Source organism: Paenarthrobacter sp. NPDC089322, from assembly GCF_040684895.1.
Taxonomy (GTDB): domain Bacteria; phylum Actinomycetota; class Actinomycetes; order Actinomycetales; family Micrococcaceae; genus Arthrobacter.
Window position 1 is genome coordinate 129,141 of record NZ_JBFBGW010000005.1, and the last position, 23,913, is coordinate 153,053.

27 protein-coding genes are annotated in these 23,913 nt (G+C 61.3%); 10 read left to right on the top strand and 17 right to left on the bottom strand.

Annotation, left to right across the window (positions count from 1 at the left end; all coding sequences use genetic code 11):
• Positions 1-4: 4 nt before the first annotated feature.
• Positions 5-838, top strand: a complete 834-nt coding sequence (locus tag AB0N65_RS07795; protein WP_364159833.1) for a M15 family metallopeptidase — start codon at positions 5-7, stop codon at positions 836-838.
• Between the two features lie 76 nt (positions 839-914).
• Here AB0N65_RS07795 and glmM read toward each other — a convergent pair whose 3' ends face one another.
• The 3 genes from glmM to rplM all read right to left on the bottom strand — a co-directional run bounded on the left by glmM (position 915) and on the right by rplM (position 3,478).
• Positions 915-2,279, bottom strand: a complete 1,365-nt coding sequence (gene glmM, locus AB0N65_RS07800) for a phosphoglucosamine mutase (RefSeq protein ID WP_364159835.1) — start codon at positions 2,277-2,279, stop codon at positions 915-917.
• Positions 2,280-2,491: 212 nt separating this feature from the next.
• A complete protein-coding gene (rpsI, locus tag AB0N65_RS07805; protein WP_347108041.1) occupies positions 2,492-2,998 on the bottom strand; it encodes a 30S ribosomal protein S9 in 507 nt (168 codons plus the stop codon).
• A 36-nt stretch (positions 2,999-3,034) separates the two neighbouring features.
• Positions 3,035-3,478, bottom strand: coding sequence for a 50S ribosomal protein L13 (rplM, locus tag AB0N65_RS07810; protein ID WP_364159838.1), 444 nt, complete (start codon positions 3,476-3,478; stop codon positions 3,035-3,037).
• Positions 3,479-3,766: 288 nt separating this feature from the next.
• Between rplM and AB0N65_RS07815 the strand changes: the two genes are divergently transcribed.
• The 9 genes from AB0N65_RS07815 (at position 3,767) to AB0N65_RS07855 (ending at position 11,768) form a co-directional block, all read left to right on the top strand.
• Positions 3,767-4,411 carry a prepilin peptidase gene (locus AB0N65_RS07815; RefSeq protein ID WP_364159840.1) on the top strand — a complete coding sequence of 215 codons (645 nt, stop codon included), beginning with the start codon at positions 3,767-3,769 and terminating at the stop codon, positions 4,409-4,411.
• A gap of 332 nt (positions 4,412-4,743) precedes the next feature.
• The gene (locus AB0N65_RS07820; RefSeq protein ID WP_364159842.1) at positions 4,744-4,932 is read left to right on the top strand and encodes a Flp family type IVb pilin; all 189 of its coding nucleotides are present in this window, start codon (positions 4,744-4,746) and stop codon (positions 4,930-4,932) included.
• Between the two features lie 103 nt (positions 4,933-5,035).
• Positions 5,036-5,443 carry a TadE family protein gene (locus AB0N65_RS07825; protein WP_364159844.1) on the top strand — a complete coding sequence of 136 codons (408 nt, stop codon included), beginning with the start codon at positions 5,036-5,038 and terminating at the stop codon, positions 5,441-5,443.
• Between the two features lie 17 nt (positions 5,444-5,460).
• The gene (locus AB0N65_RS07830; protein ID WP_364159846.1) at positions 5,461-6,471 is read left to right on the top strand and encodes a Tad domain-containing protein; all 1,011 of its coding nucleotides are present in this window, start codon (positions 5,461-5,463) and stop codon (positions 6,469-6,471) included.
• Between the two features lie 89 nt (positions 6,472-6,560).
• On the top strand, positions 6,561-7,289 hold the full coding sequence (locus AB0N65_RS07835) for an RcpC/CpaB family pilus assembly protein (protein ID WP_364159848.1): 729 nt from the start codon (positions 6,561-6,563) through the stop codon (positions 7,287-7,289).
• A complete protein-coding gene (locus AB0N65_RS07840; RefSeq protein WP_364159850.1) occupies positions 7,286-8,485 on the top strand; it encodes an AAA family ATPase in 1,200 nt (399 codons plus the stop codon). The genes AB0N65_RS07835 and AB0N65_RS07840 overlap by 4 nt, the downstream gene beginning before the upstream one ends.
• A 101-nt stretch (positions 8,486-8,586) precedes the next feature.
• Entirely contained in the window at positions 8,587-9,933 is a 1,347-nt protein-coding gene (locus tag AB0N65_RS07845; RefSeq protein WP_364160007.1) for a CpaF family protein, read from the top strand.
• Positions 9,934-9,935: 2 nt separating this feature from the next.
• Positions 9,936-10,877, top strand: coding sequence for a type II secretion system F family protein (locus AB0N65_RS07850; protein ID WP_364159852.1), 942 nt, complete (start codon positions 9,936-9,938; stop codon positions 10,875-10,877).
• A 12-nt stretch (positions 10,878-10,889) separates the two neighbouring features.
• Positions 10,890-11,768: a type II secretion system F family protein gene (locus AB0N65_RS07855; protein WP_364159854.1), complete on the top strand. Its 879-nt coding sequence runs from the start codon at positions 10,890-10,892 to the stop codon at positions 11,766-11,768.
• Positions 11,769-11,898: 130 nt separating this feature from the next.
• On the opposite strand, the gene AB0N65_RS07860 is transcribed toward AB0N65_RS07855, so the two are convergent.
• The 14 genes from AB0N65_RS07860 to AB0N65_RS07925 all read right to left on the bottom strand — a co-directional run bounded on the left by AB0N65_RS07860 (position 11,899) and on the right by AB0N65_RS07925 (position 23,899).
• Positions 11,899-12,789 (bottom strand): tRNA pseudouridine synthase A, encoded by an 891-nt coding sequence (locus AB0N65_RS07860; RefSeq protein ID WP_364159856.1) that lies wholly within the window; start codon positions 12,787-12,789, stop codon positions 11,899-11,901.
• An 18-nt stretch (positions 12,790-12,807) separates the two neighbouring features.
• Entirely contained in the window at positions 12,808-13,383 is a 576-nt protein-coding gene (gene rplQ, locus AB0N65_RS07865) for a 50S ribosomal protein L17 (RefSeq protein ID WP_364159858.1), read from the bottom strand.
• Positions 13,384-13,449: 66 nt separating this feature from the next.
• Positions 13,450-14,460 carry a DNA-directed RNA polymerase subunit alpha gene (locus AB0N65_RS07870; protein WP_347108054.1) on the bottom strand — a complete coding sequence of 337 codons (1,011 nt, stop codon included), beginning with the start codon at positions 14,458-14,460 and terminating at the stop codon, positions 13,450-13,452.
• Between the two features lie 147 nt (positions 14,461-14,607).
• A complete protein-coding gene (gene rpsK / locus AB0N65_RS07875; RefSeq protein WP_021472435.1) occupies positions 14,608-15,009 on the bottom strand; it encodes a 30S ribosomal protein S11 in 402 nt (133 codons plus the stop codon).
• Positions 15,010-15,060: 51 nt separating this feature from the next.
• Positions 15,061-15,438: a 30S ribosomal protein S13 gene (rpsM, locus tag AB0N65_RS07880; RefSeq protein ID WP_011775569.1), complete on the bottom strand. Its 378-nt coding sequence runs from the start codon at positions 15,436-15,438 to the stop codon at positions 15,061-15,063.
• A gap of 195 nt (positions 15,439-15,633) precedes the next feature.
• Positions 15,634-15,747: a 50S ribosomal protein L36 gene (rpmJ, locus tag AB0N65_RS07885; protein ID WP_011775570.1), complete on the bottom strand. Its 114-nt coding sequence runs from the start codon at positions 15,745-15,747 to the stop codon at positions 15,634-15,636.
• A gap of 70 nt (positions 15,748-15,817) precedes the next feature.
• Positions 15,818-16,039: a translation initiation factor IF-1 gene (gene infA, locus AB0N65_RS07890; protein ID WP_011775571.1), complete on the bottom strand. Its 222-nt coding sequence runs from the start codon at positions 16,037-16,039 to the stop codon at positions 15,818-15,820.
• Positions 16,040-16,233: 194 nt separating this feature from the next.
• Entirely contained in the window at positions 16,234-17,175 is a 942-nt protein-coding gene (locus AB0N65_RS07895) for a P1 family peptidase (RefSeq protein WP_364159861.1), read from the bottom strand.
• Positions 17,176-17,321: 146 nt separating this feature from the next.
• A complete protein-coding gene (map, locus tag AB0N65_RS07900; RefSeq protein WP_364159863.1) occupies positions 17,322-18,149 on the bottom strand; it encodes a type I methionyl aminopeptidase in 828 nt (275 codons plus the stop codon).
• Positions 18,150-18,180: 31 nt separating this feature from the next.
• Positions 18,181-19,092, bottom strand: a complete 912-nt coding sequence (locus tag AB0N65_RS07905) for an NAD(P)-dependent oxidoreductase (RefSeq protein ID WP_364159865.1) — start codon at positions 19,090-19,092, stop codon at positions 18,181-18,183.
• Positions 19,089-20,849: a class I adenylate-forming enzyme family protein gene (locus AB0N65_RS07910; protein ID WP_364159867.1), complete on the bottom strand. Its 1,761-nt coding sequence runs from the start codon at positions 20,847-20,849 to the stop codon at positions 19,089-19,091. Before AB0N65_RS07910 ends, AB0N65_RS07905 begins: the two co-directional genes overlap by 4 nt.
• Complete coding sequence (locus tag AB0N65_RS07915; RefSeq protein WP_364159869.1) at positions 20,839-22,086, bottom strand: cytochrome P450; 1,248 nt, start codon at positions 22,084-22,086, stop codon at positions 20,839-20,841. The genes AB0N65_RS07910 and AB0N65_RS07915 overlap by 11 nt, the downstream gene beginning before the upstream one ends.
• On the bottom strand, positions 22,083-22,850 hold the full coding sequence (locus AB0N65_RS07920; protein WP_364159871.1) for a glycosyltransferase family 2 protein: 768 nt from the start codon (positions 22,848-22,850) through the stop codon (positions 22,083-22,085). The genes AB0N65_RS07915 and AB0N65_RS07920 overlap by 4 nt, the downstream gene beginning before the upstream one ends.
• Positions 22,847-23,899, bottom strand: coding sequence for a ketoacyl-ACP synthase III (locus AB0N65_RS07925; protein ID WP_364159873.1), 1,053 nt, complete (start codon positions 23,897-23,899; stop codon positions 22,847-22,849). Before AB0N65_RS07925 ends, AB0N65_RS07920 begins: the two co-directional genes overlap by 4 nt.
• Positions 23,900-23,913 lie beyond the last annotated feature (14 nt).

Below are 23,913 nucleotides of genomic sequence, written 5' to 3' on the forward strand. Positions count from 1 at the left end.
CCGCATGGACCAACCGCTGCCCACCCGCCGGGCCTTCGCGAGCCTCTTGACCGCCGGCGCAGGAATCGCCGCCCTCGCCGCCTGCACGCCGGAAAACCCTGCACCCTCTCCTGTTGCCGCGAATGCCGCTACGCCATCCCCCACGCCGACGCCTGAGACACCCTTAGTGACGCCCGCTGCAGCCGAACCCGCCAGCGTCACCCCCGTTGCGGCCCCTTCAAGCACGGCCGCTACACAGTTCTCGCTGACCGATCCTGCCAGCCCCTGGGTGGTCGTCAACAAGCACCGACCCCTCAACCCCCAAAACTACGTCCCCGCGGACCTGGTCCAGCCAAACATCCGGCTCGCCGTCAGCGGCGAAGCAGCCTTATTGAACAGCACGACGGCGGCTGCCGCAGAAAAGATGTTCGGCGCAGCGGCTGCCGAGGGCGTCATCATGACGCTGGCCTCCGGCTACCGTTCCTATTCAACGCAGGTGAGTACCTACAACGGCTACGTCGCAGGTAGCGGCCAGGCGGCGGCAGACCGCGCTTCTGCCCGCCCGGGCTACTCCGAGCACCAAACGGGCTGGTCCTTTGACATCGGCGATGGCCGAGGAGCGTGCAGCTTCCAGCCGTGTTTTGCGGAACAGCCCTCCGCCGTGTGGGCCAAAGCCCACGCGCACAAGTTCGGTTTCGTGGTCAGGTATCCGTGGATGTTCCACGACACCACCGGCTACTTCTACGAGTCGTGGCACCTGCGGTTCATCGGAGTCGAGGCCGCCACCGAGATGGCGACGCGCGGCATCGCCACGTTGGAGGAGTACTTCGGGCTGGAAGCCGCCCCGGACTACATCTGACACTGACGACAAAAAGCTGCGGCCCGCTCCCCCTGGTAACCAAGGAGGCGGGCCGATGCAGTTTCAGTCAGGTGTATCAGACGGCGAGTTCGCTGGGTACGCCCAGGCGTTCCTTGACAACGGCCGCCAGGCCCTTGCAAATGCGTTCGGCAGTTTCCATGTCGGCGGCTTCCACCATCACGCGCACCAGAGCTTCGGTGCCCGATGGGCGGAGCAGCACGCGGCCTGTTTCGCCCAGTTCCAGCTCGGCGGCGGCAACAGCTGCTGCCACGCCTTCATCCGTCCCCGCACGGGCCTTGTCCACGCCCTTGACGTTGATCATGAGCTGCGGAAGCTTGTTCATGGCCGTGGCCAGGTCCTTCAAGCTGCGTCCCGTGAGGGCCACTTGCGCTGCAAGCTGCAGGCCCGTCAGAACGCCGTCGCCCGTGGTGGCGTAATCGGAGAAGATCACGTGACCGGACTGTTCGCCGCCCAGGTTGTAGCCGCCGTCGCGCATTTCCTCCAGGACGTAGCGGTCACCAACAGCCGTTTCCCGGATGGTGATACCGGCGTCCCGAAGGGCGATCTTGAGGCCGAGGTTGCTCATGACCGTAGCTACAAGGATGTTGTCCTTCAGCTTCCCCGCTTTGTTAAGCGCCAGCGCCAAGATAGCCATGATCTGGTCGCCATCCACTTCGTTGCCCTCATGGTCAACAGCAAGGCAACGGTCGGCGTCGCCGTCGTGGGCAATGCCGAGGTCTGCTCCATGCGCGACAACCGCTTCCTTGAGGGGGCCCAAGTGGGTGGAGCCAACGCCGTCGTTGATGTTCAAGCCATCAGGCTCGGCGCCGATGACAACTACATCAGCCCCGGCGTCCTTAAAGACCTGCGGGGAACAGCCGCTGGCGGCACCGTGCGCGCAGTCCAGGACTACCTTCAGACCATCAAGGCGCTTAGGCAGCGTACCGAGCAGGTGGACGATGTAGCGGTCCTCCGCGTCAGAGAAGCGCTGGATGCGTCCCACGTCACCGCCGACGGGTCGCTGGGGCTCCTTGCCAAGCTGCGCCTCAATCGCGTCCTCGACGTCGTCCGGAAGCTTCTGGCCTCCGCGGGCAAAGAACTTGATCCCATTGTCCGGCGCAGGGTTGTGGGAGGCCGAAAGCATGACGCCGAAATCGGCGTCGAGATCGGCCACGAGGTAAGCCGCGGCGGGCGTGGGCAGCACACCGGCGTCGTAAACGTCAACGCCGGAGCTGGAAAGCCCCGCTTCAACGGCAGCGGCGAGAAACTCACCGCTTGCCCTGGGATCCCGGGCGACGACGGCGCGGGGCCGCTTGCCATCGGTTGTTCGGTCATGGCCAAGTACGACGGCGGCGGCCTGGGCGAGCTGTATGGCCAGCTCGGCGGTCAGCAGTCCATTCGCGAGACCGCGCACGCCATCGGTTCCAAATAATCTAGACATCGGCTCAAGTTTAGACGACTACGGCACAGCGCCCGGCCAGCCGCGTGTCGGAGCGTCACAAGTACTGATTAACGGCGAAAGCCCGCCCCGCCAAAGTGGCGGAACGGGCTTTCGCGTGAGCGCGGTTTAGCGCTTGTGGATCCGAGCGCGTCAAACGCGCTGCGGGCCCCAAATTGTGGTCGCGCCAGCGGCCACGATTTGGGGAAGCGCGTTTAGCGCTTGGAGTACTGCTGAGCCTTACGTGCCTTCTTGAGACCGGCCTTCTTACGCTCGATGACGCGGGCGTCACGAGTGAGGAAGCCAGCCTTCTTCAGGGTGGGGCGGTTGTTCTCAACGTCGATCTCGTTCAGGGAACGAGCGATACCGAGACGCAGCGCGCCTGCCTGGCCGGAAGGGCCACCGCCGTGGATGCGGGCGATGACGTCGTATGCACCTTCGAGGTCAAGAACGCGGAACGGTTCGTTGACATCCTGCTGGTGCAGCTTGTTCGGGAAGTAGTTGGCCAGCTCGCGGCCGTTGATGATCCACTTGCCGGAACCCGGGACAACGCGAACGCGTGCAACGGCTTCCTTGCGGCGGCCAACAGCTGCACCGGCGACCGTCAGTGCCGGGCGCTCCTTCTTGGGCGCATCCTCAGCGGGGGCGCTTTCAGAGGTGTAGCTGGTCAGGTTTTCCTCGGCGTCAAAGCCTTCGGCGGTCAGTTCTTCGTTCTGAGCCACGATTCTCCTTGAATAAAAGTTGTTTGGTGGCCAGGACTACTGGGCGACCTGGGTGATTTCGAAAGTCTTCGGCTGCTGGGCAGCGTGCGGGTGCTCCGGGCCTGCGTAGACCTTGAGCTTGCCCAGCTGCTGAGCGGCGAGGGAGTTCTTCGGGAGCATGCCCTTGATGGCCTTCTCAACAGCGCGAACCGGGTTGGATTCCAGCAGCTCGGCGTAGTTGACGGAGGTCAGGCCGCCCGGGTAACCGGAGTGGCGGTATGCGCGCTTCTGCTCCAGCTTGGCGCCGGTGAGGGCAACCTTTTCAGCGTTGATGATGATGACGAAGTCGCCCATGTCCATGTGGGACGCATAGGTCGGCTTGTGCTTTCCGCGCAGCAGTGTTGCGGTCTGGCTGGCAAGACGACCAAGGACAACGTCGGTGGCGTCAATGACGTGCCACTGGCGGTTGATATCGCCGGGCTTCGGGGTGTACGTACGCACGGTTTTGCCTCGTTCTTGTTCTGGCGTTCATGTTTTAGGCGGCACGCAGTGAGACGTGCACCTACTATGTATGCGTTACCGGAGCAGAGGTGAGGGCTCTTTAGACCAGTCATCCCGGAATCCCGATATGCCTCTTGAGTTACTGACCCTGCAACTGGATCCCCGAGAAGGCATGTGTCATCGAGATAGGACACGCACAACGACTATAAACAATACCGTCAGCGGGACCTCCGGGTCAAAATGGGGTATCCGCCCCTCGGGGTCGCACGTAGCAGTGATGGAGACGAGATGATCGACGGACCCGCCCTCCCACTCCTCGCCGCCCTGGCGGGCCTGGTCCTTAGCCCTGCCGTGGAGTGGTTGATCGCCCGGCGGCTGCCGCGGCTCGGCGGACTCCCCTCCCCTAAGGTACGGATCACGACGGCGGCAGTCACCGCGCTGCTCTTTGCTTTGCTTACGTGGCGTTTCGGTTATTCTTCCGAGCTGCCGGCATTCCTTTTATTGGCCGTTCTTGGGGTGCAGCTTTCAAGAATTGATTTCACTCTGCACCTGCTGCCTAATCCCCTAGTTTTACTCCTGCTTGGAGGCGGCATTGTGCTGCTGGTGGTAGCCGCAGCCCTCGCTCCAGGCTGGCCTGAGCTGTTTCGCGCCATCGCGGGAGGGGTGATCCTGTTCCTTGGCTACCTGATTCTGGGACTTATTTCCCCGAGGAGCCTTGGCATGGGCGATGTGAAGCTTGCTGCACCCATCGGACTGTACTTGGGGTACTTGGGTTGGAAGCAAGTACTGTACGGCGGACTACTGGGTTTCGTGGTGGGCGGGGTGCTCACGGTGCTGATGTTGCGCCTGCGCGGCGCGGAAAAACCCGCCGAATCAGCTCATGGACCCGCGATGGTCATTGCCGCTATAAGCGTGATCCTGGTACTTCAGTAGGCGTCTTTCTTAGGCCCCGCAACGCCTCCTTTGCGCCCTCGAAACCGTAAGGGTGCTGTTCATTCCAAGTAGTTGACTGCCCGCTTCGGGCCACAAACTGAGTACTCCCGTGCCCGCTTACGGGTGTCCACGTAATTGCCCCTTGCGCAATTCGAGTACGACTACGCATTGTCCAGCTGCACGCCCAGGGTGAATTCTTGAGTTATCGAATTCCGAACCGCTAAAAGCAACATGGGGGTAGTTCGGGAATCGAAGCAAATTCCGATAATTTGCTGGACCTATAAAAGAAGAAACACCCAACAATAAACTCATTTCTGGGAAGGAATTTTCCAATGTCTGCACTTATGTTCACCATCACCTCGTACATCGCCGGCGTCAAGGACCGCTTCACCAAGGAAGAGAAGGGCGCGACGATGGTTGAATACGGCATCATGGTCGCCGCCATCGCAGTCGTCGTCGGTGTTGCCGCCTTCGCACTTGGTGTTCGAGTCGATCTCCTCTTCGACGGCATCGTCTTCTAGGCTCAGCCAGTGACGCGGTTGGTCGCGGCTGCCGTTTGGCAACCACGACCAACCCGTTGCTTTAAGGGCACATTCTGTTGAGATCTGGGACTTGGAGACGGATGTGAAATCCAAAACAAATGAGCGTGGCGCCGCGGCCGTGGAATTGGCCATCATACTGCCACTTTTGCTGCTAATCCTGTTCGGAATCATGGAGTTCGGGCGCGCCTACAACGTCCAGGTTTCCCTCACGCAGGCTGCGCGTGAAGGTGCGCGCCATGCAGCGGTGCACTACCAGGACGGCAGCTTGGACGTCTCCGGCGCAGCTTTGGCGGCCGCGCCGGCGCTGGATGGTCTGGGTGTCACCGTCTCAGACAACGCTTCAAGCTGTGCGCCCGGGTCCAACGTAGAAGTAACGACAAGCGTTTCTTTGCAGTCCATGACCGGTTTTCTGGACGCCGGCTTCTTCGGTGGATCCGGCATCTTCCCAATCAATATGACAGGTGTCGGGGTGATGAGATGCGGTGGTTAGCGAAATTCCGAGCCCGTATGGTGGTTGCGGCTGGTACCAATGAGTCCGGCGAGCGAGGTGCCGTTGCGGTTTTGGTCGCTGGTTCCATGGTGGTTCTCCTCGGCTTCGCCGCGTTGGCTGTAGATGTGGGCGCGGTATATGCGGAGAAAGCACAGTTACAGAACGGTGCCGATGCCGCAGCCTTGGCTGTCGCTTCGGATTGCGCCAACGGCAGCTGCGGCGACAGTTCCGGGACTGCTGACTTCTTCGCCAATAACAATGCAAACGATGCATCCAGCGGAGCCGTCGTCTCGTTTCCGGCGGCGACCACCGTTCGCGTCGTCACAAACGCCCGTACCAACGGAGAAGACAATCTCACGCTCCTGTTTGCCAGGGCGTTGGGGTACGACACCGCCGAAGTGGGCGCGGCTGCAGAAGCCTCGTGGGGTGCACCTTCCACGGCCACCACGCTTCCCTGGACCGTCAGCGAGTGTGTCTTCAAGAAGTACCTCTCAGCAACGCAACTTGCATCCTTGAACTCCACGGGGACCTTCACAGGCGACCCGACACCAACCCATATCCTCCTCAGGTACGACGAGAATGCACCCACGGTGCCCGGCTGTGCTGCGCAAAACGGATATCAACCTGGTGGTTTCGGCTGGCTACTCACTGATACGGGCTGCACAACGGACATCGACCTTGATGCAACCGTGGATGGACAAACAGGCAACCACTTCCCGAACGCAACCGGCTGCAACACTGCCCTGGCAAACATCATGAATGAGCCGGCATTGATACCCCTCTTCGATTCAGCTACCGGTAACGGAAGCAATGCGGAATACACACTTATAGGTTTCGCGGCATTCCAGGTAACCGGTTACAAGTTCAGCGGCTCTGGGGCCGTTGTGGACCCTCTTGCTCCAAGTTGCAACGGAAATTGCCGGGGGCTTCAGGGGTTCTTCACCCGCTTCGTATCACTCGAAGAGGGCATGCAAGTGACGCCAGGCATCCCTAATTATGGGGCCTCCGTTGTCTCGCTCACCGAGTAGCCGCATCTGACACGGCAACTCACCATTCCTATAATTTGCAAGGAGTAAAAGTGAAAGCACGCCTACTGGGAGGCATTGCCGCACTGCTGTTGGCAGTCATTGGCACCGTCTTATTGGTTACCTATGTGCAGGGGGCCGATAAGCGGGCGCAGCAAGGGCTCGAACCCGTAAATGTACTCGTCGTCAAAGAACCCATCCCGGCCGGAACCAAGGTCGAGGAGCTCGGAAACAAAGTAACAACTGAAACTTTGCCCCAAACGGCGGTGGCGCAGGGAACAATCAGTGCCTTGGGCGACCAAAAGGGCAAGGTCACCAGCGTCGATTTGCAGCCCGGCGAACAATTGCTTGGCGTCAAGCTGGTGAACCCCAACGAATTGGTACCTGGGACCGTTCCTGTTCCTGAGGGCTTGCAGGAAGCCACGTTCGTTCTGGCTCCTGAGCGTATTCTGGGAGGTCGCATTGAAGCGGGTGACACCGTCACTGTATTTGCCTCGTTCAAGTTGGATGAAGCCATCCCGGCAGGTGCCAATCTTCCTGCCCATCTCACCGGCTGGAAAGATTTCACGGAGCTGCTCTATCACGATGTGCTTGTGACGGCTGTTCAACAAGCGGCACCCGACGCCGAAAAGTCAGCAGGCACGGACAAGGGCGTCGCATTACCTAACGGATCGGCCTACGTGACCGTTGCCCTTAGTGACGCAAACGCCGCCAAGATGGTCTTTGGCGCAGAGTTTGGAACGCTGTGGCTGTCTAAGCAGACCGACAAGACCGTGAAAGGCGACCCGCCCACGACGACTTTCGGAGGGCTGGTCCAATGAGCCGCTTCGTAGCGATCACTGCAGTCAGGGACTTTGAATCCCGTGTCCGACAAGCCATTACTGGAGCGCTCCATGGAGACCTGGAGACCCTGTCACCCGAGGTTTTGCAAGGTGGCACCGACGATGTCTTCAAGCGACTGACAGGTGCCCCACCCGAGGTCATGATTTTGGGTCCCGGCGTGAAATCGGACGACGCGCTGAAGCTGGCGACCGTCTTCGATCTCCAGTATCCCGAGATCAGCCTCCTCCTCGTCTCCGAGCCTGAGCCCGATCTTGTTTTGCGCGCCATGCATGCCGGCGTCCGGGATGTCATATCCCCCGAGATCGAGGTGAATGAGCTCCGCGTCCTTCTGGAGCGCGCCTGCCTCGCTGCGGCGAGCCGACGGCGGGGTATGCAGCCTGCGGCCGAGCCAGGGCATGAACGAGGACGGGTCATTGCCGTAATGTCTCCGAAGGGCGGGGTAGGCAAGACAACCGTTGCAACCAATCTGGCCGTGGGGCTGGGAGCCGTCGCTCCGATGAGCGTCGTCATCGTGGATTTGGATTTGCAATTCGGAGATGTGGCGTCCGGTCTCCTGCTCGAGCCGGAACACTCTATCACTGAAGCAGTGCACGGTTCTGCGGCCCAGGACTCCATGGTCCTAAAAGCCTTCCTGACGGTGCATCCTGCCGGCATCTACGCTTTGTGTGCTCCGAGCAGACCTTCCGAATCGGACTACATCACAGCCGAGCACGTGTCCCGCCTTCTGAACCAGCTGGCGACGGAATTCAAATACGTCGTTGTGGACACCGCTCCCGGCTTGGGCGAACACTGCCTGGCAACACTTGAGCTTGCCACCGACGGAGTGTGGGTCTGCGGTATGGACGTCCCAAGTATCCGGGGTCTTCGTAAGAGTTTCAGCGTTCTCAAAGAGTTGCAACTTCTTCCCCAGGGCCGGCATACAGTGCTGAATTTTGCCGACAGGAAGAGTGGCATCTCGGTGCAGGACGTCGAAGCAACCATCGGGGTCCCAATTGACACGGTCATCCCCAGGTCCCGCAATCTGCCGTTTTCAACCAACAGAGGCGTGCCGGTTCTTCAGGGGACGACGCGCGACTCCGCCACAAAGGGACTTCGCAAACTGGTTGAACGCTTTGATCCCCGCTTGGCCACTGCACCGCAGAGCAAGCAACACAGAAGGGTTGTGGTCTCGTGAAACTGTCGGAAAGGCTTTCAAAGAACACTCCGCTTGGTGTCGATGTTTCGGGCGACGGTGGCAAGGATAGCTCTGCCAAGGTCACCCCGCCCGTCCCTTCACTGCCAGCGCATTCCCCGGCAGCACCGCTCCTTGGCGGAGCGCCAAGTGCTCCTGCTGTCGATGCGTTGGCTGGCCTGAAGCAGCGTGCCGCAAATGCACTGTTCGAGCGCATCGGCAATCGTATCGGGGACACGTCGAGTTCCGAGGAGGACCTTCGCACCTTTGCAGTGGATGAACTTTCCGCCGTCATCGATGACGAGCAGGTCCCCTTGTCGCCGGAAGAGCGGCGACGCCTCATCCGGGAGATTGCGGATGAGGTCATGGGCTTTGGCCCGCTGCAGCGTCTGTTGGAAGATCCGTCGATCACCGAAGTGATGGTCAACCGCTATGACCAGATTTACGTGGAACGCCACGGTCATTTGACTTTGACGGACCTGCAGTTCAGTTCCGACGACCACTTGAGAAAGGTCATCGAACGGATTGTCTCCAAGGTGGGGCGCCGCATTGATGAATCGTCACCACTCGTCGATGCCCGCTTGGAGGATGGCTCCCGCGTCAATGCCATCATTCCTCCGCTGGCGGTCAACGGACCTTCACTCACCATCAGGAAATTCAGTCATACCCCACTCACTGTCAGGAATCTCATTGACTGGGGTTCCATGAGCCACGAGATGGCTGACTTGTTGAGTGCGTGCGTTCGAGCGCGCCTGAATGTGATCGTCTCAGGCGGTACAGGCACCGGAAAGACGACGCTCCTGAACGTCCTCTCATCGTTCATACCTGAGTCTGACCGAATTGTTACCATCGAGGACGCAGTCGAGCTTCAACTCCAACAGCAACACGTTGTCAGGCTGGAAAGCCGGCCAGCCAACATTGAGGGAAGAGGTGCTGTCACCATCCGCGACTTGGTGCGGAACTCTCTCCGTATGCGACCAGACCGCATCATTGTTGGCGAAGTACGTGGTGGTGAATCCCTGGACATGCTGCAGGCCATGAACACCGGCCATGACGGTTCCCTGTCAACGGTCCACGCAAACTCCCCGCGTGATGCCATAGCTCGTTTGGAGACACTCGTCCTCATGGCCGGAATGGACCTGCCACTGCGCGCCATCCGCGAACAGGTGTCCTCCGCCGTTGATCTCATCGTCCAGGTCACGCGCCTTCGTGACGGAAGCCGGCGGGTCACTCATGTGACCGAAGTACAAGGCATGGAGGGTGAAGTCGTGACGTTACAGGATGCTTTTCTTTTCGACTACTCCGCTGGCTTGGACGCTCAAGGCCGTTTCCTGGGCAAGGCTGTTCCAACGGGAATCCGCCCCCGTTTCCTTGACCGGTTTTCCGAACTTGGCATCCAGGTTTCGCCGGCCACCTTCGGCGTTGTTGCGCAACCCGTTGGGAGGCGATAGCCATGGATTCTCCTGTTCTCTTCTTCGCTGCCATCGGACTTTGCATAGGGGCGCTCATCCTGACAATTGTCTTTGTCCTAAAGCCTCGAAACGGAACCATCCCCATCGAGCGTCGCCGTTACGAGGTATCACACGACAATTCAGCTGTGGGTCGGGTATCCGAGACAGCCGTACAGTTCATGGACACTGCGCTGGGTCGCTCGGGTGGACCCTTCAACAGGGAAGTTCTCTACCAGGCCGGAGTCAAGCACTCGCCAGCCGACTTCACGGTAACGGTTATTGCCAGCGCAATAGTCTCGGCAGTCATTGGCACTTTGCTCTTCCACATATTCATTGGGGTTTTGTTGGCAGTCGCGGCGCCGTTGCTTGCGAAATTGGTGTTGATAATAAGAACTCAGAAACGACGCGCCAAGTTCGATGCCCAGCTAACTGACACGATTCAGATGTTGATCGGTGGGCTACGTGTGGGTCACAGCATCATGAGGTCGTTGGAAGCAGCAGCCCAAGAGGCACAAGTCCCCACATCGGAAGAGCTCAGCCGCATCGTCAACGAAGTCAGGATCGGACAGGATCCGCGTCGGGCAATAGACGACTGCGCACAACGTATGGACAGCGAGGATTTCCGTTGGATTGGTCAAGCCATCCAGATTAACCGGGAAGTGGGCGGGGACCTGGCCGAGGTGCTCGAACAGGTCGCAGGAACCATCAGGGAGCGCAGCGAAATCAAAGGACACGTACGTGCCCTGAGCGCTGAGGGCAAGATGTCCGCCGTGGTTCTGATGATTCTCCCCATCGCGGTGGGACTCTTCATGTCCGTGTTGAACCCCGGCTACATGAGGCTCTTCGCCGAACACCCGATAGGTATCGCCTTAGTAGTAGTAAGTGCAGTCCTATTCGTCATCGGCGGCTTCTGGATGAGCCGCACAGTGAAGATCAAGTTCTAGGAGGCAGGGCTCATGACTCCCATAGTCTGGCTGATCATTGCCGTTATTGTTCTGCCTCTCGCGTACTTCGCGTGGTCTTTGCTCAGCCTTGACCGGAAGGGCATCGTCGCTATCCAAAGCAACCTTGGATCAGGATTCGCGCAAGGCACGGCTGTAAACCTGAAGCGCCCACCTCTCATGCTTGGTGTTGCCAGAAAGCTGACTCCAGGAAGCTACGAAGCAAAATTGGATCATTGGCTGGCCCTCGCTGGGCGACCGGCATCCATGCCCTTGCCGAAACTCATAGCGATGAAGCCGGCTCTCGCCCTTGCAGGGTCAGTTGCCGGAATACTCCTATTTCTTGTCAGCCCCGGCCCGGGCATTGTTGGAATATCCCTTTTCGCGGTGATGCTCCTTTATTTCCTTCCCGATCTCATGATTTACAACACCGGGATCAAGCGACAGGAAGCCATCAAGCTTGAGTTCGCGAACACCCTCGACCAGATGCTCATCTCAGTTGAGGCCGGCCTTGGATTTGAGTCAGCTATGGAAAGGGCAGCCTCTCAAGGATCAGGACCACTCCCTCAAGAACTCATGCGGACGCTGCAGGATATACAGGTCGGCAGACCACGGCAAGAGTCATATGAGGCCTTGGCGGAACGGTGCGCCGTTCCGGACATCCGGAGCTTTGTCCTCGCAGTCATCCAGGCTGACAAGTACGGCATCGGCATAGCCAACGTCCTGCGTGCACAGGCAAAGCAGGCACGCGTCAAGCGCCGTCAGGCCGCAGAAGAGAAGGCAATGAAGCTTCCCGTAAAGGTGCTCTTTCCCTTGCTGTTCTGCATCTTCCCGGTGCTGTTCATAGTCCTTCTGGGGCCCGCAGTCATCAAGATCATCCAAGCCTTCAGCTGATCCTGACCCGCGGGCAAATAGACCGGCCGTTTACGGATCCCAGACCGTGGACGGCCATAACGGCCCCCTTCCGGTACCCAGAGCCGGGAGGGGGTCCTCCAATGCCCGGGCACAGAAACAGCCAAAAGCACTACTCCCGCTTCGCCCGCGTCAACTCAGCCCGCGCCAGCAGCTCACTGTCCGAAGGGTATGCCACTTCCTCCAACACCAGTGGATGCGGCGCAGCGAGCAAAGACTTCGGATCCCGTGCACGGGCAAGAAGCCGCTCATGCAGCCACACCGGAGGCTCCAGCCCCTCCCCCACACGCAAAGCTGAGCCCACCAGGGACCGCACCATGTTGTGGCAAAACGCATCCGCCTGGACCGTGGCAACAATGATCCCGTCGGCCCCGCGCTCAAATGCGAACTTCTGCAGCTCGCGGATTGTCGTGGCGCCGTCGCGGGGTTTGCAGTAGGACCGGAAATCCTGGAGGCCCAACAAGAGCGCGGCACCCTGGTTCATCAGGGAAACGTCCAGCGGCACTTTGTGCCACAACGTGATCCCCCGCAGCACCGGATCCCAACGTTCGGTACCGTCGGCAATCCGGTAACTGTAACGGCGCCACAACGCAGAAAAGCGGGCGTCGAAACCGTAAGGCGCCAGGGCGGCGTCGTGAACTTCAATTGCACCCGTCAGGTCCCCAAGGACACGACTAAGGGCGCCACGAAGGCGACGCAACAGCGAAACGGACGGATCGACGTCGTGCCCCCTCGCCAAACCCAGCCACTCAGCGTCCGAGAGGTCCACGTGAACCACTTGGCCGCGGGCGTGGACACCGGCATCCGTTCGGCCCGCGACCGTAACGCGTACCGGACGCCGCACCAGGAGCTCAAGCGCTTCCTCCAGTGAACCCTGCACGGTCCGGAGTCCAGGCTGAACGGCCCAGCCATTGAATGGGCCACCGTCATAGGACAGATTCATCCGGACACGCAAAAACCCGCCGCCCCCCAAAACGGGGGCAGCGGGTTTTTGTTCGTTCATAGACTCAAGTCTACTGAATTACTTCTTGTCCTCGTCGGCAGGAGCCTCTTCAGCCTCAGCCTCGGCAGCTTCTGCTTCGGGTGCCTCAGCAGCCGGAGCCTCTTCAGTCTCTGCAGCCTCAGCCTCTACGGCTTCGGTCTCAACGACCTCTTCCTCAGCGGCAGGAGCCTCGTCAGCCGGAGCAGCCTTGGCGGCAGCAGCGGTTGCCTCAGCAACAACGGCCTGCTTCGGGGATACGGGCTCGAGAACGAGCTCGATGACAGCCATGGGAGCGTTGTCGCCCTTACGGTTGCCGATCTTGGTGATGCGGGTGTAGCCACCATCGCGGTTGGCAACAGCGCCGGCGATGTCGGTGAACAGCTCGTGGACAATGCCCTTGTTGCTGATCAGGCCGAGAACGCGGCGGCGGGAAGCGAGGTCGCCACGCTTGGCGAAGGTGACCAGACGCTCTGCGTACGGCTTCAGGCGCTTGGCCTTGGTGACCGTGGTGGTGATGCGCTTGTGCTCGAAGAGCGATGCTGCCAGGTTCGCGAGCATCAGGCGCTCGTGAGCCGGGCCGCCTCCGAGGCGCGGACCCTTAGTGGGGGTAGGCATAGTTATTTCTCCTGTTATGAGAGCCGGTCAGGTCCATCACTGGACCCTGCGGCCAAGATCTGCTGTTTAGAGCTCGTCGTCGCTGAACGCGGCGTCGTCCTCTTCGATGGCTGCGGCGCGGGCTGCGAGATCGAAACCGGGAGGGGAGTCCTTGAGGGACAGACCCAGTTCGACGAGCTTTGCCTTGACCTCGTCGATGGACTTCGCACCGAAGTTACGGATGTCCATCAGGTCAGCCTCGGAGCGGGCAACGAGTTCACCCACGGTGTGGATGCCCTCACGCTTGAGGCAGTTGTAGGAACGGACCGTGAGGTCCAGATCCTCGATCGGCAAGGCCATGTCAGCTGCAAGCGCAGCGTCGGTCGGCGACGGGCCAATCTCGATACCTTCAGCTGCGGTGTTCAGCTCACGGGCCAGACCGAACAGTTCCACCAGGGTGGTGCCTGCGGAAGCAACGGCATCGCGCGGGGCGATTGCCTGCTTGGTCTCGACGTCGACAATGAGCTTGTCGAAGTCGGTGCGCTGCTCAACACGGGTAGCTTCCACGCGGAAAGTTACCTTCATGACCGGCGAGTAGATCGAGTCGACCGGGATACGGCCGATCTCGGAGTCGCCGGACTTGTTCTGAGCTGCCGAAACGTAGCCACGGCCGCGCTCGATGGTCAGTTCGAGCTCGAACTTCCCCTTCGAGTTGAGGGTGGCAATGTGCAGATCCGGGTTGTGGAATTCGACGCCGGCCGGAGGAGCGATGTCCGCGGCGGTGACGACTCCGGGGCCCTGCTTGCGCAGGTACGCAACAACCGGCTCATCGTGCTCGGAGGAAACCGAAAGGTTCTTGATGTTCAGGATGATCTCGGTGACATCTTCCTTGACACCCGGAACCGTGGTGAACTCGTGCAGCACACCATCGATCCGGATGCTGGTTACAGCGGCACCGGGGATGGAGGAGAGCAGGGTACGGCGGAGGGAGTTTCCGAGGGTGTAACCGAAGCCCGGCTCCAGCGGTTCAATGATGAAACGGGAGCGGTTCTCGGCTACAACTTCTTCGGACAGGGTGGGGCGCTGTGCAATGAGCACTTAGGTTTCCTTTCGGCGAGCATCCGCTATATGACGCAACACAGGTGGTGGAAATCGGCTTCGGTTTCCAGCCCGGCCAGCCGGACCATGCTTGTGATCGGAAAACCATTCACAAGCAGGCCCGGCCGGCAGGCAGGTAAAACCTAATTAGACGCGGCGGCGCTTCGGCGGGCGGCAACCGTTGTGGGCGCTGGGGGTGACGTCCTGGATGGAGCCAACCTCGAGGCCGGCGGCCTGAAGCGAACGGATTGCGGTCTCGCGTCCGGATCCCGGGCCCTTGACGAAAACGTCAACCTTGCGCAGACCGTGCTCCTGAGCACGCTTTGCAGCAGCTTCGGCAGCCATCTGGGCAGCGAACGGGGTGGACTTACGGGAGCCCTTGAAGCCAACCTCACCGGCGGAAGCCCAGGAGATTACAGCGCCAGTCGGGTCCGTGATGGACACGATGGTGTTGTTAAAGGTGCTCTTGATGTGCGCCTGGCCAAGCGCAATATTCTTCTTATCCTTGCGACGCGGCTTACGGACCGCTCCACGAGTCTTCGGGGGCATTGTTTCTCCTACAGAAAGTTATCGGGGGAAAACCAGGTCAATCCCGAGGGATTAACGTCCGGCCTTCTTCTTGCCGGCGACGGTACGCTTCGGGCCCTTGCGGGTACGAGCGTTGGTCTTCGTACGCTGACCGCGTACGGGCAGGCCCTTGCGGTGGCGCAGGCCTTCGTAGCTGCCGATCTCAACCTTGCGGCGGATGTCAGCGGCTACCTCGCGGCGAAGGTCACCCTCAACCTTGTAGTTGCCTTCAATGTAGTCACGCAGCTGGACCAGCTCGGCGTCAGTCAGGTCCTTGACGCGAACGTCAGCGCTGATGCCGGTGGCAGCCAGGGTTTCGTGTGCACGGGTCTTGCCCACGCCGTAGATGTAAGTAAGCGCAATTTCCAACCGCTTTTCGCGGGGAATGTCTACGCCAGCGAGACGAGCCATAGTGGCGGTACTCCTTGAATAAACCGGAGGTCGTAGGCAGTACACCCACACAGTCCGTGTGGCCCCAGCCTCCGACCGGGGGTACGCTGTCCGGGCTCTGTACTTCTGTCCCAGCTCAGCTTGTGCTGCCTTTATTTACTTGCGTGGGTTAGCAACCCAGGTTTGCCCTTGCGGGCGCTGATTCCCGAGTGGGAATTAGCCCTGGCGCTGCTTGTGGCGCGGGTTCTCGCAGATCACCATGACCCGGCCGTTACGGCGGATCACTTTGCACTTGTCGCAGATCTGCTTGACGCTCGGCTTGACCTTCATGGCGTTCCTTTGCGTGTTTTGCAGTTGATCTGCTGGAGCGGCCTGGCACTATTGCCTGCCGCCCAGCAATTTACTTGTAGCGGTAGACGATACGACCACGAGTGAGGTCGTATGGGCTCAGCTCCACCACTACGCGGTCCTCGGGGAGGATTCGAATGTAGTGCTGACGCATCTTCCCAGAGATGTGTGCGAGAACGACGTGCTTGTTGGTGAGCTCAACACGAAACATCGCGTTGGGCAGCGCCTCAGTCACAACGCCCTCGATCTCAATGACCCCGTCCTTCTTGGCCATATCCTCCGCTAACTGTTGTTTGCCGCAGTCCTCCGGTAGGCACCGGCGATCCCGCGGACGTTTTTTGTTTGCTTGGCCGCCAGGAAACCACGACACTGAAAAGGGCGTGGCTGTACAGACAACCAACAGACAACTCTACGGCAATGAGGCAGGAAAGTTAAATCCGATCATGGTAGCGCACCTGCCCCGACTCGTCACTCCCCGACGGTGCGGTATCCGGGGAACTCGCCCGCCGGCGTCGTGACACTTTCTGCCGCCTCGACGCCGTCCAGTATCGCCAGTCGAACGGCCTCGGCGGCCGCGCTTTGCAGCGTAATCAGCGACACTTGCCGGGCCTGCTCACTGCTGCGGTCAAGCGCGACGGCGCCAGTCGCCAACGCGAACACGGTGTCGCCATCGGCGAGGGTATGGGATGGATCCAGCGCACGGGCCAACCCGGCATGCCCCGAGGCCGCCGTCCGCTTACACTCGGCCACGTCCAATGCCGCATTCGTTGCGATGACGACGAGTGTGGTGTTGAGGCCTTGCGGGCCAGCGTCACCGTGCGTCTCGCGGAGGCCCAGCCCCAATGGCGATCCCAAGGCGTTGACCACGGCAATGGCGCCCACAATCACTCCGCTCTCCAGCGTGATCGAGGACGTACCCACTCCCCCTTTGTACTGGCCGCGGGCAACAAGCGCTCCGGTTCCGGCACCCACGTTGCCACGTTCGACGGCGGCATGGTCACCTGAGGCGAACGCTGCGGCAACTGCCTGGTAGCCCATGTCGGCGTCGGGTCGGGCTCGGACGTCACCACCGCGGCCAAGGTCGAAAATGGCCGCGGCCGGAACAATGGGCACCACGGTCCCGGGAACGGCGAATCCCCTCCCCTGCTCCTCACACCAACGCTGCGCGCCCGTCGCCGATGCCAGCCCAAAGGCACTGCCGCCGGTCAACACCACAGCATCAACCGTGGGCACAAGCGTGGTGGGGTCGAGGGCATCCGTCTCATGGGTCCCCGGACCACCGCCCCGCACATCCACTGATCCGACGGTTCCCGGCGGCGGCAGGACCACGGTCACGCCACTCAGCCACCCCTCGTCGTTCTTCTGCACGTGCCCAACCCGGATACCTGCAACATCGGTGATCGCATTCATGGCTCCATTCTCCACGTCTGCACTGGGATGCCGTCTGCCCTGGATGCCGTTTGCCCAAAGGGATCGGCAACGTGGAAACGGGCCAAAGAACGAACCGGGAGTTGTGGCTGTGCCAAGGGCTGGGAGCTACCGACCAGCCAGTACTTTTACGGGATCGGGACAGGTACGACGCCGAGTGGCGCCAACCGCGCGGCGCCTCCATCCGGGGTGGACAGTACCCAGATGCCCTTCTCATGCACGGCTACCGAATGCTCCCACTGGCACGAACGCTTTCCGTCGGTGGTGACAACAGTCCAGTCATCGTCCAGCGTGGCTGTCTCAATGCCGCCACGGACCAGCATGGGTTCAATCGCGAGGCAAAGGCCGGGCCGGATCTTCGGACCGCGGTGATTGGTGCGGTAGTTCAGGACATCCGGCGCCATGTGCATTTCGGACCCGATGCCGTGGCCAACGTAGTCTTCAAGGATTCCAAGCGGTTTGCCCGGCACCGAGGAAACATAGTCATCGATGGCGTTGCCGATGTCGCCCACAAACTTGCCCTTGGCGAGGGCTGCAATGCCACGCCACATCGCGGCCTCAGTGACATCGGAAAGACGCTGGTCCTCGGGGTCCGCGGTGCCCACAATGACTGTGCGGGCTGAGTCCGAGTGCCATCCATCCACGATGCAGCCGCCGTCAATGGAAATGATGTCCCCGTCCTGCAGGACGCGGCCGCCGGGAATGCCGTGAACCACTTCCTCATTGACTGACGTGCAAATGGTGGCCGGGAAGCCGTGATACCCGAGGAAGTTGGACTTGGCGCCGGCATCATTGAGGACAGCGGCGAAGACGTCATCCAGGTCCTTCGTGGTGACTCCTGCAATGGCAGCTGCCACAGCAGCGTCCAGTGCTCGGCTAAGGACCAAACCGGCCTCATGCATTTTGCGCATTTGCTCGTTGGTCTTGTACTCGATGCGGGGCTGACCGAACGCCATGTTCTCCTCTAAAGATTCCTGTGGGCGCCGATCAGGCCCCACGCTCCAACCATTTTCCCGCATCAGCGAGCGTGGTCGAAATTGGCTCCACTCCCGGGCCCTCGCGGAGCCGGTCCAAGCGGTAGGTACGGTCCTGGCCCAACTGGCTCACCGCGTACCTCGTCAGCCGCGGTGCCCGGCCGGTACACAACGCCAAAGCCTCGGATGCTCCCGCCACCGCCATCGCGGCCGACCAAGGAATGTACCGGATCCGCGTCTGAGGATGGCCTGTTTCATCCAGCACCTGGCGGAGCACATCTGCCAGGAGCACGGGCTCGGCATCGGCCACATTGACCGCTCCCCGAAGCTCGGCGCGGCAGGCCGCGAGCACCGCGGCTACGAGGTTGCTTATATTCGTCAGCTGATGTTGGACACCAGGATGTCCCACAGTGAGCAAACGGCCCCGCTGGATGTTGTTGATGAGCCGGGGCAGCAAGGTCCGGTCACCGGAGCCATAGACGCCATGGGGCCTGAGGGCAACGGCGTTACCGTGGCTGCGGGCTTCGACGTCGGCGAGCGCCTTGCTGCGTGCGTAGGCATTCAGGTGGTTCGTACTTACTTCTTCCTCACCCCTGTCAACGCACGGCCGCCACCAGGGGTAGACGCTTGAACTGGAGATGTGCACCAGGCGAGTCCCTGCAAAGGCTTCAACTACAGCGCGGGTCCCCAGCACATTGGCGTGATGGAAGGCCCTTGAGTCGCCCCAGTCGGCAACGAGTGCTGCTGCATGAACTACCGCGTCCACATGAGGCAAGCGTGCGGGGGGCAAGCCCCTGATGTCCCAATGCGTCAGTCCTTCTCCGTGATGCCGGGCGAAGCGGATCACCTCCCAGCCTTCGGATTCCGCCGCGGCTGCCACGGCGCCACCAATGAACCCCGTGGCGCCTGTCACTGCAATCCTCATGCGCCTTCTCCGGCACTCGCGTCAACGCCCGACTCGGCGAAAAGCCGACGCAGCGCCTCGCGGTCGGGTTTCTTGTGCCGCCCGCTCACGGGTAGCTGATCCACGATTTCGACGTGGTCGGGAAGCGCTGACTCGTCGATGAGTTTGGGCAGCTGTCGTCGCAGCATCGCTTTGAGCCGTTGAGGTTCTTCACGCTGGAGCGGCACAACGGCCAGCCATACGGCTTCATCGCCGATCCCGTCAGGAATTCCAACCATCAAAGCCTGCTGTACACCGGGAAGCGACGCGATCAAAGGTTCGTACAGTGCCGGGTAGATGTTGGTCTTCCCGCGGATGATCATGTCCTTCTTGCGCCCGATCATCACCAGCCTCCCGGAACCTGAACCAGGGCCGTTTGATCCGTGGTCCAGTCGCACCAAGTCTCCCGTGCCGTGCTCGACCATCGGTTCTTCACCGAGATAACCGGCGCACATGTTGGGCCCACGTGCGAACAGCTCGCGGTCTTCCGCAATCCGGATTCCGACGGCGGGTAGCGGCTCCCCGAGGAAGTCACCTTCTCCGCTGCCATCCGGGGCCGTGAATTCGGCTTCGGCTCCTGAAGCAAAGGCCAGCTTCTCGTGTCCGTCGGCGATGGCGATCGGCAACAGTTCGGTCATGCCATAGATCAGTTTGAAGTCGACGCCGGGAAGCAGATGGGTGGCACGCTTCAAGAACGGGGCCAGGACCGGGGCGGCGCCGAGCATCACGGTTCGCAGCGAGGACGGGAGCGTCACGCTGCCGTCCTCAACCGCATCCAGGATGGGCGCCAATTGGGAAGGGACCAGGAAAAGGTGCGTGGCGGCGTCGTAAGAACCTGCATTGCCGACCACCGGCCCAAGTTCGCTTGCCAAACGAAGCGGATCGATGTGCGCCGAGAAACCATACCCCGGCATGGTCCAATGCGCTCCTGCAATGAGCGCAGGCAGGCCCATCATCAGCTGCTCGGAGTGGATGCGGTCGCCCTCGCGGAAGGTGCATCTCCTGGTGAGCTGTTCAAACCCGGCCGCCAGCGATCCGCGCGTGTGGACCACACCCTTGGGGGCGCCGGTGGTGCCTGAAGTGAAAATGATGACGGCTTCCTGGGCCGCATGGTTTCCGGCTGCGGTCGTGACACCTTCCTCATGAGGTGGCCGCGACATGGCCAGATGCTTGACTGGCGTGGCACCGCGCGGCACACCAGGAAGCCAAGGTCCGGAGTAATAGTGGCGGACATCCATGGCACCGTAGTCCGGCAAGAGCAACCCCCGCCTGCGGGCGAGTATGCGGAGAGGGCTTTTGGTGCTGAGCGCATAAAGGAGGGATTCAGCAGCCGCCCAACGCGGCCCCGCCAACCCGGCCCGGTCACGGAAAAGCGAAGGACCGATGCCCGGATCGATGAACACCACGGAGCCCCCGGCACGCACTGCACCCAGCGCCAGAATGAAAGCAGCAGGGCTCGGGCGGACGGAGAACAACATCCGTTCGCCACGCCCGAACCCGTCCTCGCGAAGGCGCCTCGACGTGGCTTCAATTCCGTCCAGGAGCTGACGGTAGGTGATGCTCGGACCGGCGTGGACCCGCTTATCTTGCAGCTTCCCCCAGCTAAGCATCTTGGCAAGGCGTTCCTTGCCCGGGGCTGTGATGGCCAGGTTGTCGGGAACGCGCTCAGCGGCCTCGTAGACTGCCGCGATCAGGTCTGTGTCCTGGAGCGTCCTCCCCGGTGTGACGTCATCGGGCATTGGCAAGCTCCAATCTTTGGTAGCCCGGAATGAGCACGCGCGTGCTCACGCGCCGGGACACGATGGACCACGGGCGCTGGGAATACCTGTCCAGCAGCAGCGTCAAGGTGGCGTTGATCTCGGCCATGGCGAGGGGCATCCCGATGCAAAAGTGCGGCCCTGCGCCAAACCACAGCTGCCGTGCCTGCGGAGGTATCGGCTGCCCGGAGTCGAACGTGCCCAGGCTCTTGGACGCGTGCACCGTGGACAGGAGGATCCGGTCTCCTGCCCTGATTGCGGTACCGCCAAGATTCGATGCGGCAACAGCATCCCGCAGCATCATCGGCGAAGGTACGGTGAAGCGCAGCGCTTCATTTATTGCGCCAGGGACGCCCTGCCTATCCTCAGCCAGGCCTTCGAGGCGGCCGCCGTCAGCAAGCAATGCCACCAAGCGCGGGATAAAGGACACCAATGTTTCCGTTCCCACCATGACGAACGCGCTGATGATACCCATGGCCTCTTCTTCGGTCATGCCAAGTTCCCGCAAACGCCCCGGAAATGTTAGAGGGTCGCTCTCCCTGTAAGCCGTTCGGGCTGGAGCGGACAAAACCTCGACGGCGGACCTCCCCTTCGCCACTTGCCTCACCGTCAGCGTTGGACGCCCCAAGCGGACCAGGGAGGAGATGGAGGAGCCCAGATTGAAGAGCTCCTTGTTGGGGAGCCGTCCCGGTACGTCGTCCGGGACCCCCAGAAGACGCGAGATAACTCCGCCGGCAAGCTCCTTGACGCAATCCACCAGGTCAACGCAACCGTCGGCGTCCAACTCCCCGTTGATCCGTGCATTCAACTCTGACGCGGCGGGTTCCACAATGCCCGCCACCGACCCCGGCGTGAACAGATCCGCCAGCCGCCGCCGCAGCTGCCGGTGTTCGGCGCCGTCCATGTTCACCAGCGCACGCGGGCCCACCACCGGTGTCCACAGCGCGCCCGAACCTGACGGCCCGTCTTTTACGAAACGTTCATGGTCCATGAGCACCTGCCGCATCAAGGCGGCGTCGCTGACCAACACACCAAGTCCGGGCAGGCGAAGCACGGGCCGCAAGCTGCCGAGTCCTCGGATCAACGGATACAACACGGGATGGGCACCAAGCTGCACCCGCCGCTCCCACTGCTCTGCAGTCTTGGCCTGCTGTGGGGTCTTTGCCTGTTCTGCTGGCTTGGCGCGCTCTGCTGGCTTGGCAGGCTCGGCGGACGTCACCTGATATCCACGTGCTCGGGTCGGTATCTGTGGTCCGCGTACCACGCCAGCGTGTTTTTGAGGCCCCAAGCCTTCACACGTCTGGAGGACCCATACACCAGAACATCCCGCCGTAAGCCGTAGTTGCGGGTCAACCGGCGAACTTGGTTGGAGAGGGCGCGGTCCTCATGGAGGTCTTCAATCCTGGTGCGTGGGAACCCACCTGACCGACGGTACATGTCCGCGGTGATTGCCATGTTGCAGCCGGGAAGCATCTGGTAGGGACCCAAGTACCCCTCACCTTGATTGCCGGGCCTGATCCGTCCGAAAAAGGAGGCGACCTCAACGGCCAGCAGCATCATCTTCCGTTCCCACGTGGTGATCCCTTCGTCAGAACGCGGCACCAGCCGGCCGGCGATCATTTCCAAGCCGGACTCAAAGCCCGCGATGATGTGCGCCGTCCAGTCGGGCGCGGCCAAACAATCAGCGTCCGTACGGGCAAGCCACGTGGCCCCATGCTCAACGCCAAAGAGCATTCCGGTATCCGCGGCCGCGCCCGTGCCCTTCTCCGGCTCATGCAGCAGCCTGAGATCCATGGCGGGGTGGGCAGCGGCATACTCTGCCACGAGTTGGCAGCTGCGATCCGTGGAACCGTTGTCCACCACCACGGTGGTGAAGTCCTGATACTCCTGGGCCCGCAACGACTCCAGGGTCTGCGCCACCAGCTTCTCTTCGTTCAGCATCGGCACGACGACGCACAGCCCACGGGTAGGTGTTGCCGTCATAGCCTCACCACTGCCATACCAAGGCTCACTCCCCCGGCAAGACCGACCAACGCCACGAGGTCACCGGGACCACAACGGCCAGTGTCGACGGCAAGCTTAAGTTGGAGGGGCAGGCTCACGGATGCGAGATTCCCAAAGTCCTCCACCGTGGGGACCAACAACTCCCGGGGTACGCCGGCCCTTTCAGCAAAAATTTCGCGATACGGCGCGCTGACCTGGTGTACGCAGACCACAGCAAAATCAGTCCATCGCAGCGCCAACCGGGCCAGGGTTTCGTCAAGAACATCACAGCCCAGATCCAGAAAAGCGTCCTTGAGCTTTTCTCCGTCCATGCTGAAGTACCCGGCTTCGGGATCACGGGGATGCGCTGAACCACCTGCCGCGAGCGTACCCACGGACCAATGGCTGCTCCGGGCAGTGAAGGCGACGCCAAGGATTCCTTCCGGCGCATCGGCGCTACTCGCCGCCATACCGGCAGTTGGCGCCGCTTCGAGCAGCACGGCAGCGCCGCCGTCGCTCATGGTGAAACCAGGGAAACTGGAAGCGAAAGTTTCGAAGTCCGGGATCGTCCAGCGCACGGCCCTCGACGGCGACTCCCCTGTGACCACGACGATACGGGCATAGCGGCCCCCAGCTATCAGCGCGTCTCCGACTTCGAGTCCGTTGAGGAAGCTGTTACAAGCATTCTTGACGTCCATCACCGGACAGGACAGCCCCAGTTTGGCGGCCACCATGTGTCCGGTCGCCGGCTCAACCATGTCCTGGCTCGCGGACGCGAAGATCAGCAGATCTATGTCCGGGGCCTGAAGCCCGCATTCAGCCAGGACCTTGGCCGCGGCGTTGGCTGCCAGGTCCGAGGCTTGCTCGGAATCCGCCATGACGCTCCGGGAACGAATCCCCGTGACCCTGGCAATCAGGCCCTTCGGAACCCGGAAGTGAGGACTTGACTCCGCAATGCGCCGCTCGACCGTGGCAGTGTCCAGGCGCTCCGGAGGCAGATACACCTCCAAACCCGCAATCCTGCTGCGTCCTGAAAGAGCTGTTTGCATGCGGTCCCCCAACA

Excerpts from the sequence above, each read along its gene's own strand:
- AB0N65_RS07905 (WP_364159865.1), bottom strand. The coding sequence starts at position 19,092 with ATGAGGATTGCAGTGACAGGCGCCACGGGGTTCATTGGTGGCGCCGTG.
- rplQ (WP_364159858.1), bottom strand. The coding sequence starts at position 13,383 with ATGCCTACCCCCACTAAGGGTCCGCGCCTCGGAGGCGGCCCGGCTCAC.
- map (WP_364159863.1), bottom strand. The coding sequence starts at position 18,149 with ATGGCGTTCGGTCAGCCCCGCATCGAGTACAAGACCAACGAGCAAATG.
- AB0N65_RS07820 (WP_364159842.1), top strand. The coding sequence starts at position 4,744 with ATGTCTGCACTTATGTTCACCATCACCTCGTACATCGCCGGCGTCAAG.
- AB0N65_RS07850 (WP_364159852.1), top strand. The coding sequence starts at position 9,936 with ATGGATTCTCCTGTTCTCTTCTTCGCTGCCATCGGACTTTGCATAGGG.
- rpmJ (WP_011775570.1), bottom strand. The coding sequence starts at position 15,747 with ATGAAGGTCAAGCCGAGCGTCAAGCAGATCTGCGACAAGTGCAAAGTG.
- AB0N65_RS07910 (WP_364159867.1), bottom strand. The coding sequence starts at position 20,849 with ATGCCCGATGACGTCACACCGGGGAGGACGCTCCAGGACACAGACCTG.
- AB0N65_RS07830 (WP_364159846.1), top strand. The coding sequence starts at position 5,461 with ATGGTGGTTGCGGCTGGTACCAATGAGTCCGGCGAGCGAGGTGCCGTT.
- AB0N65_RS07895 (WP_364159861.1), bottom strand. The coding sequence starts at position 17,175 with ATGAATGCGATCACCGATGTTGCAGGTATCCGGGTTGGGCACGTGCAG.
- AB0N65_RS07815 (WP_364159840.1), top strand. The coding sequence starts at position 3,767 with ATGATCGACGGACCCGCCCTCCCACTCCTCGCCGCCCTGGCGGGCCTG.
- AB0N65_RS07855 (WP_364159854.1), top strand. The coding sequence starts at position 10,890 with ATGACTCCCATAGTCTGGCTGATCATTGCCGTTATTGTTCTGCCTCTC.
- AB0N65_RS07860 (WP_364159856.1), bottom strand. The coding sequence starts at position 12,789 with ATGAACGAACAAAAACCCGCTGCCCCCGTTTTGGGGGGCGGCGGGTTT.
- AB0N65_RS07840 (WP_364159850.1), top strand. The coding sequence starts at position 7,286 with ATGAGCCGCTTCGTAGCGATCACTGCAGTCAGGGACTTTGAATCCCGT.
- infA (WP_011775571.1), bottom strand. The coding sequence starts at position 16,039 with ATGGCCAAGAAGGACGGGGTCATTGAGATCGAGGGCGTTGTGACTGAG.
- glmM (WP_364159835.1), bottom strand. The coding sequence starts at position 2,279 with ATGTCTAGATTATTTGGAACCGATGGCGTGCGCGGTCTCGCGAATGGA.
- AB0N65_RS07925 (WP_364159873.1), bottom strand. The coding sequence starts at position 23,899 with ATGCAAACAGCTCTTTCAGGACGCAGCAGGATTGCGGGTTTGGAGGTG.
- AB0N65_RS07795 (WP_364159833.1), top strand. The coding sequence starts at position 5 with ATGGACCAACCGCTGCCCACCCGCCGGGCCTTCGCGAGCCTCTTGACC.
- AB0N65_RS07920 (WP_364159871.1), bottom strand. The coding sequence starts at position 22,850 with ATGACGGCAACACCTACCCGTGGGCTGTGCGTCGTCGTGCCGATGCTG.
- rpsM (WP_011775569.1), bottom strand. The coding sequence starts at position 15,438 with ATGGCTCGTCTCGCTGGCGTAGACATTCCCCGCGAAAAGCGGTTGGAA.
- rpsK (WP_021472435.1), bottom strand. The coding sequence starts at position 15,009 with ATGCCCCCGAAGACTCGTGGAGCGGTCCGTAAGCCGCGTCGCAAGGAT.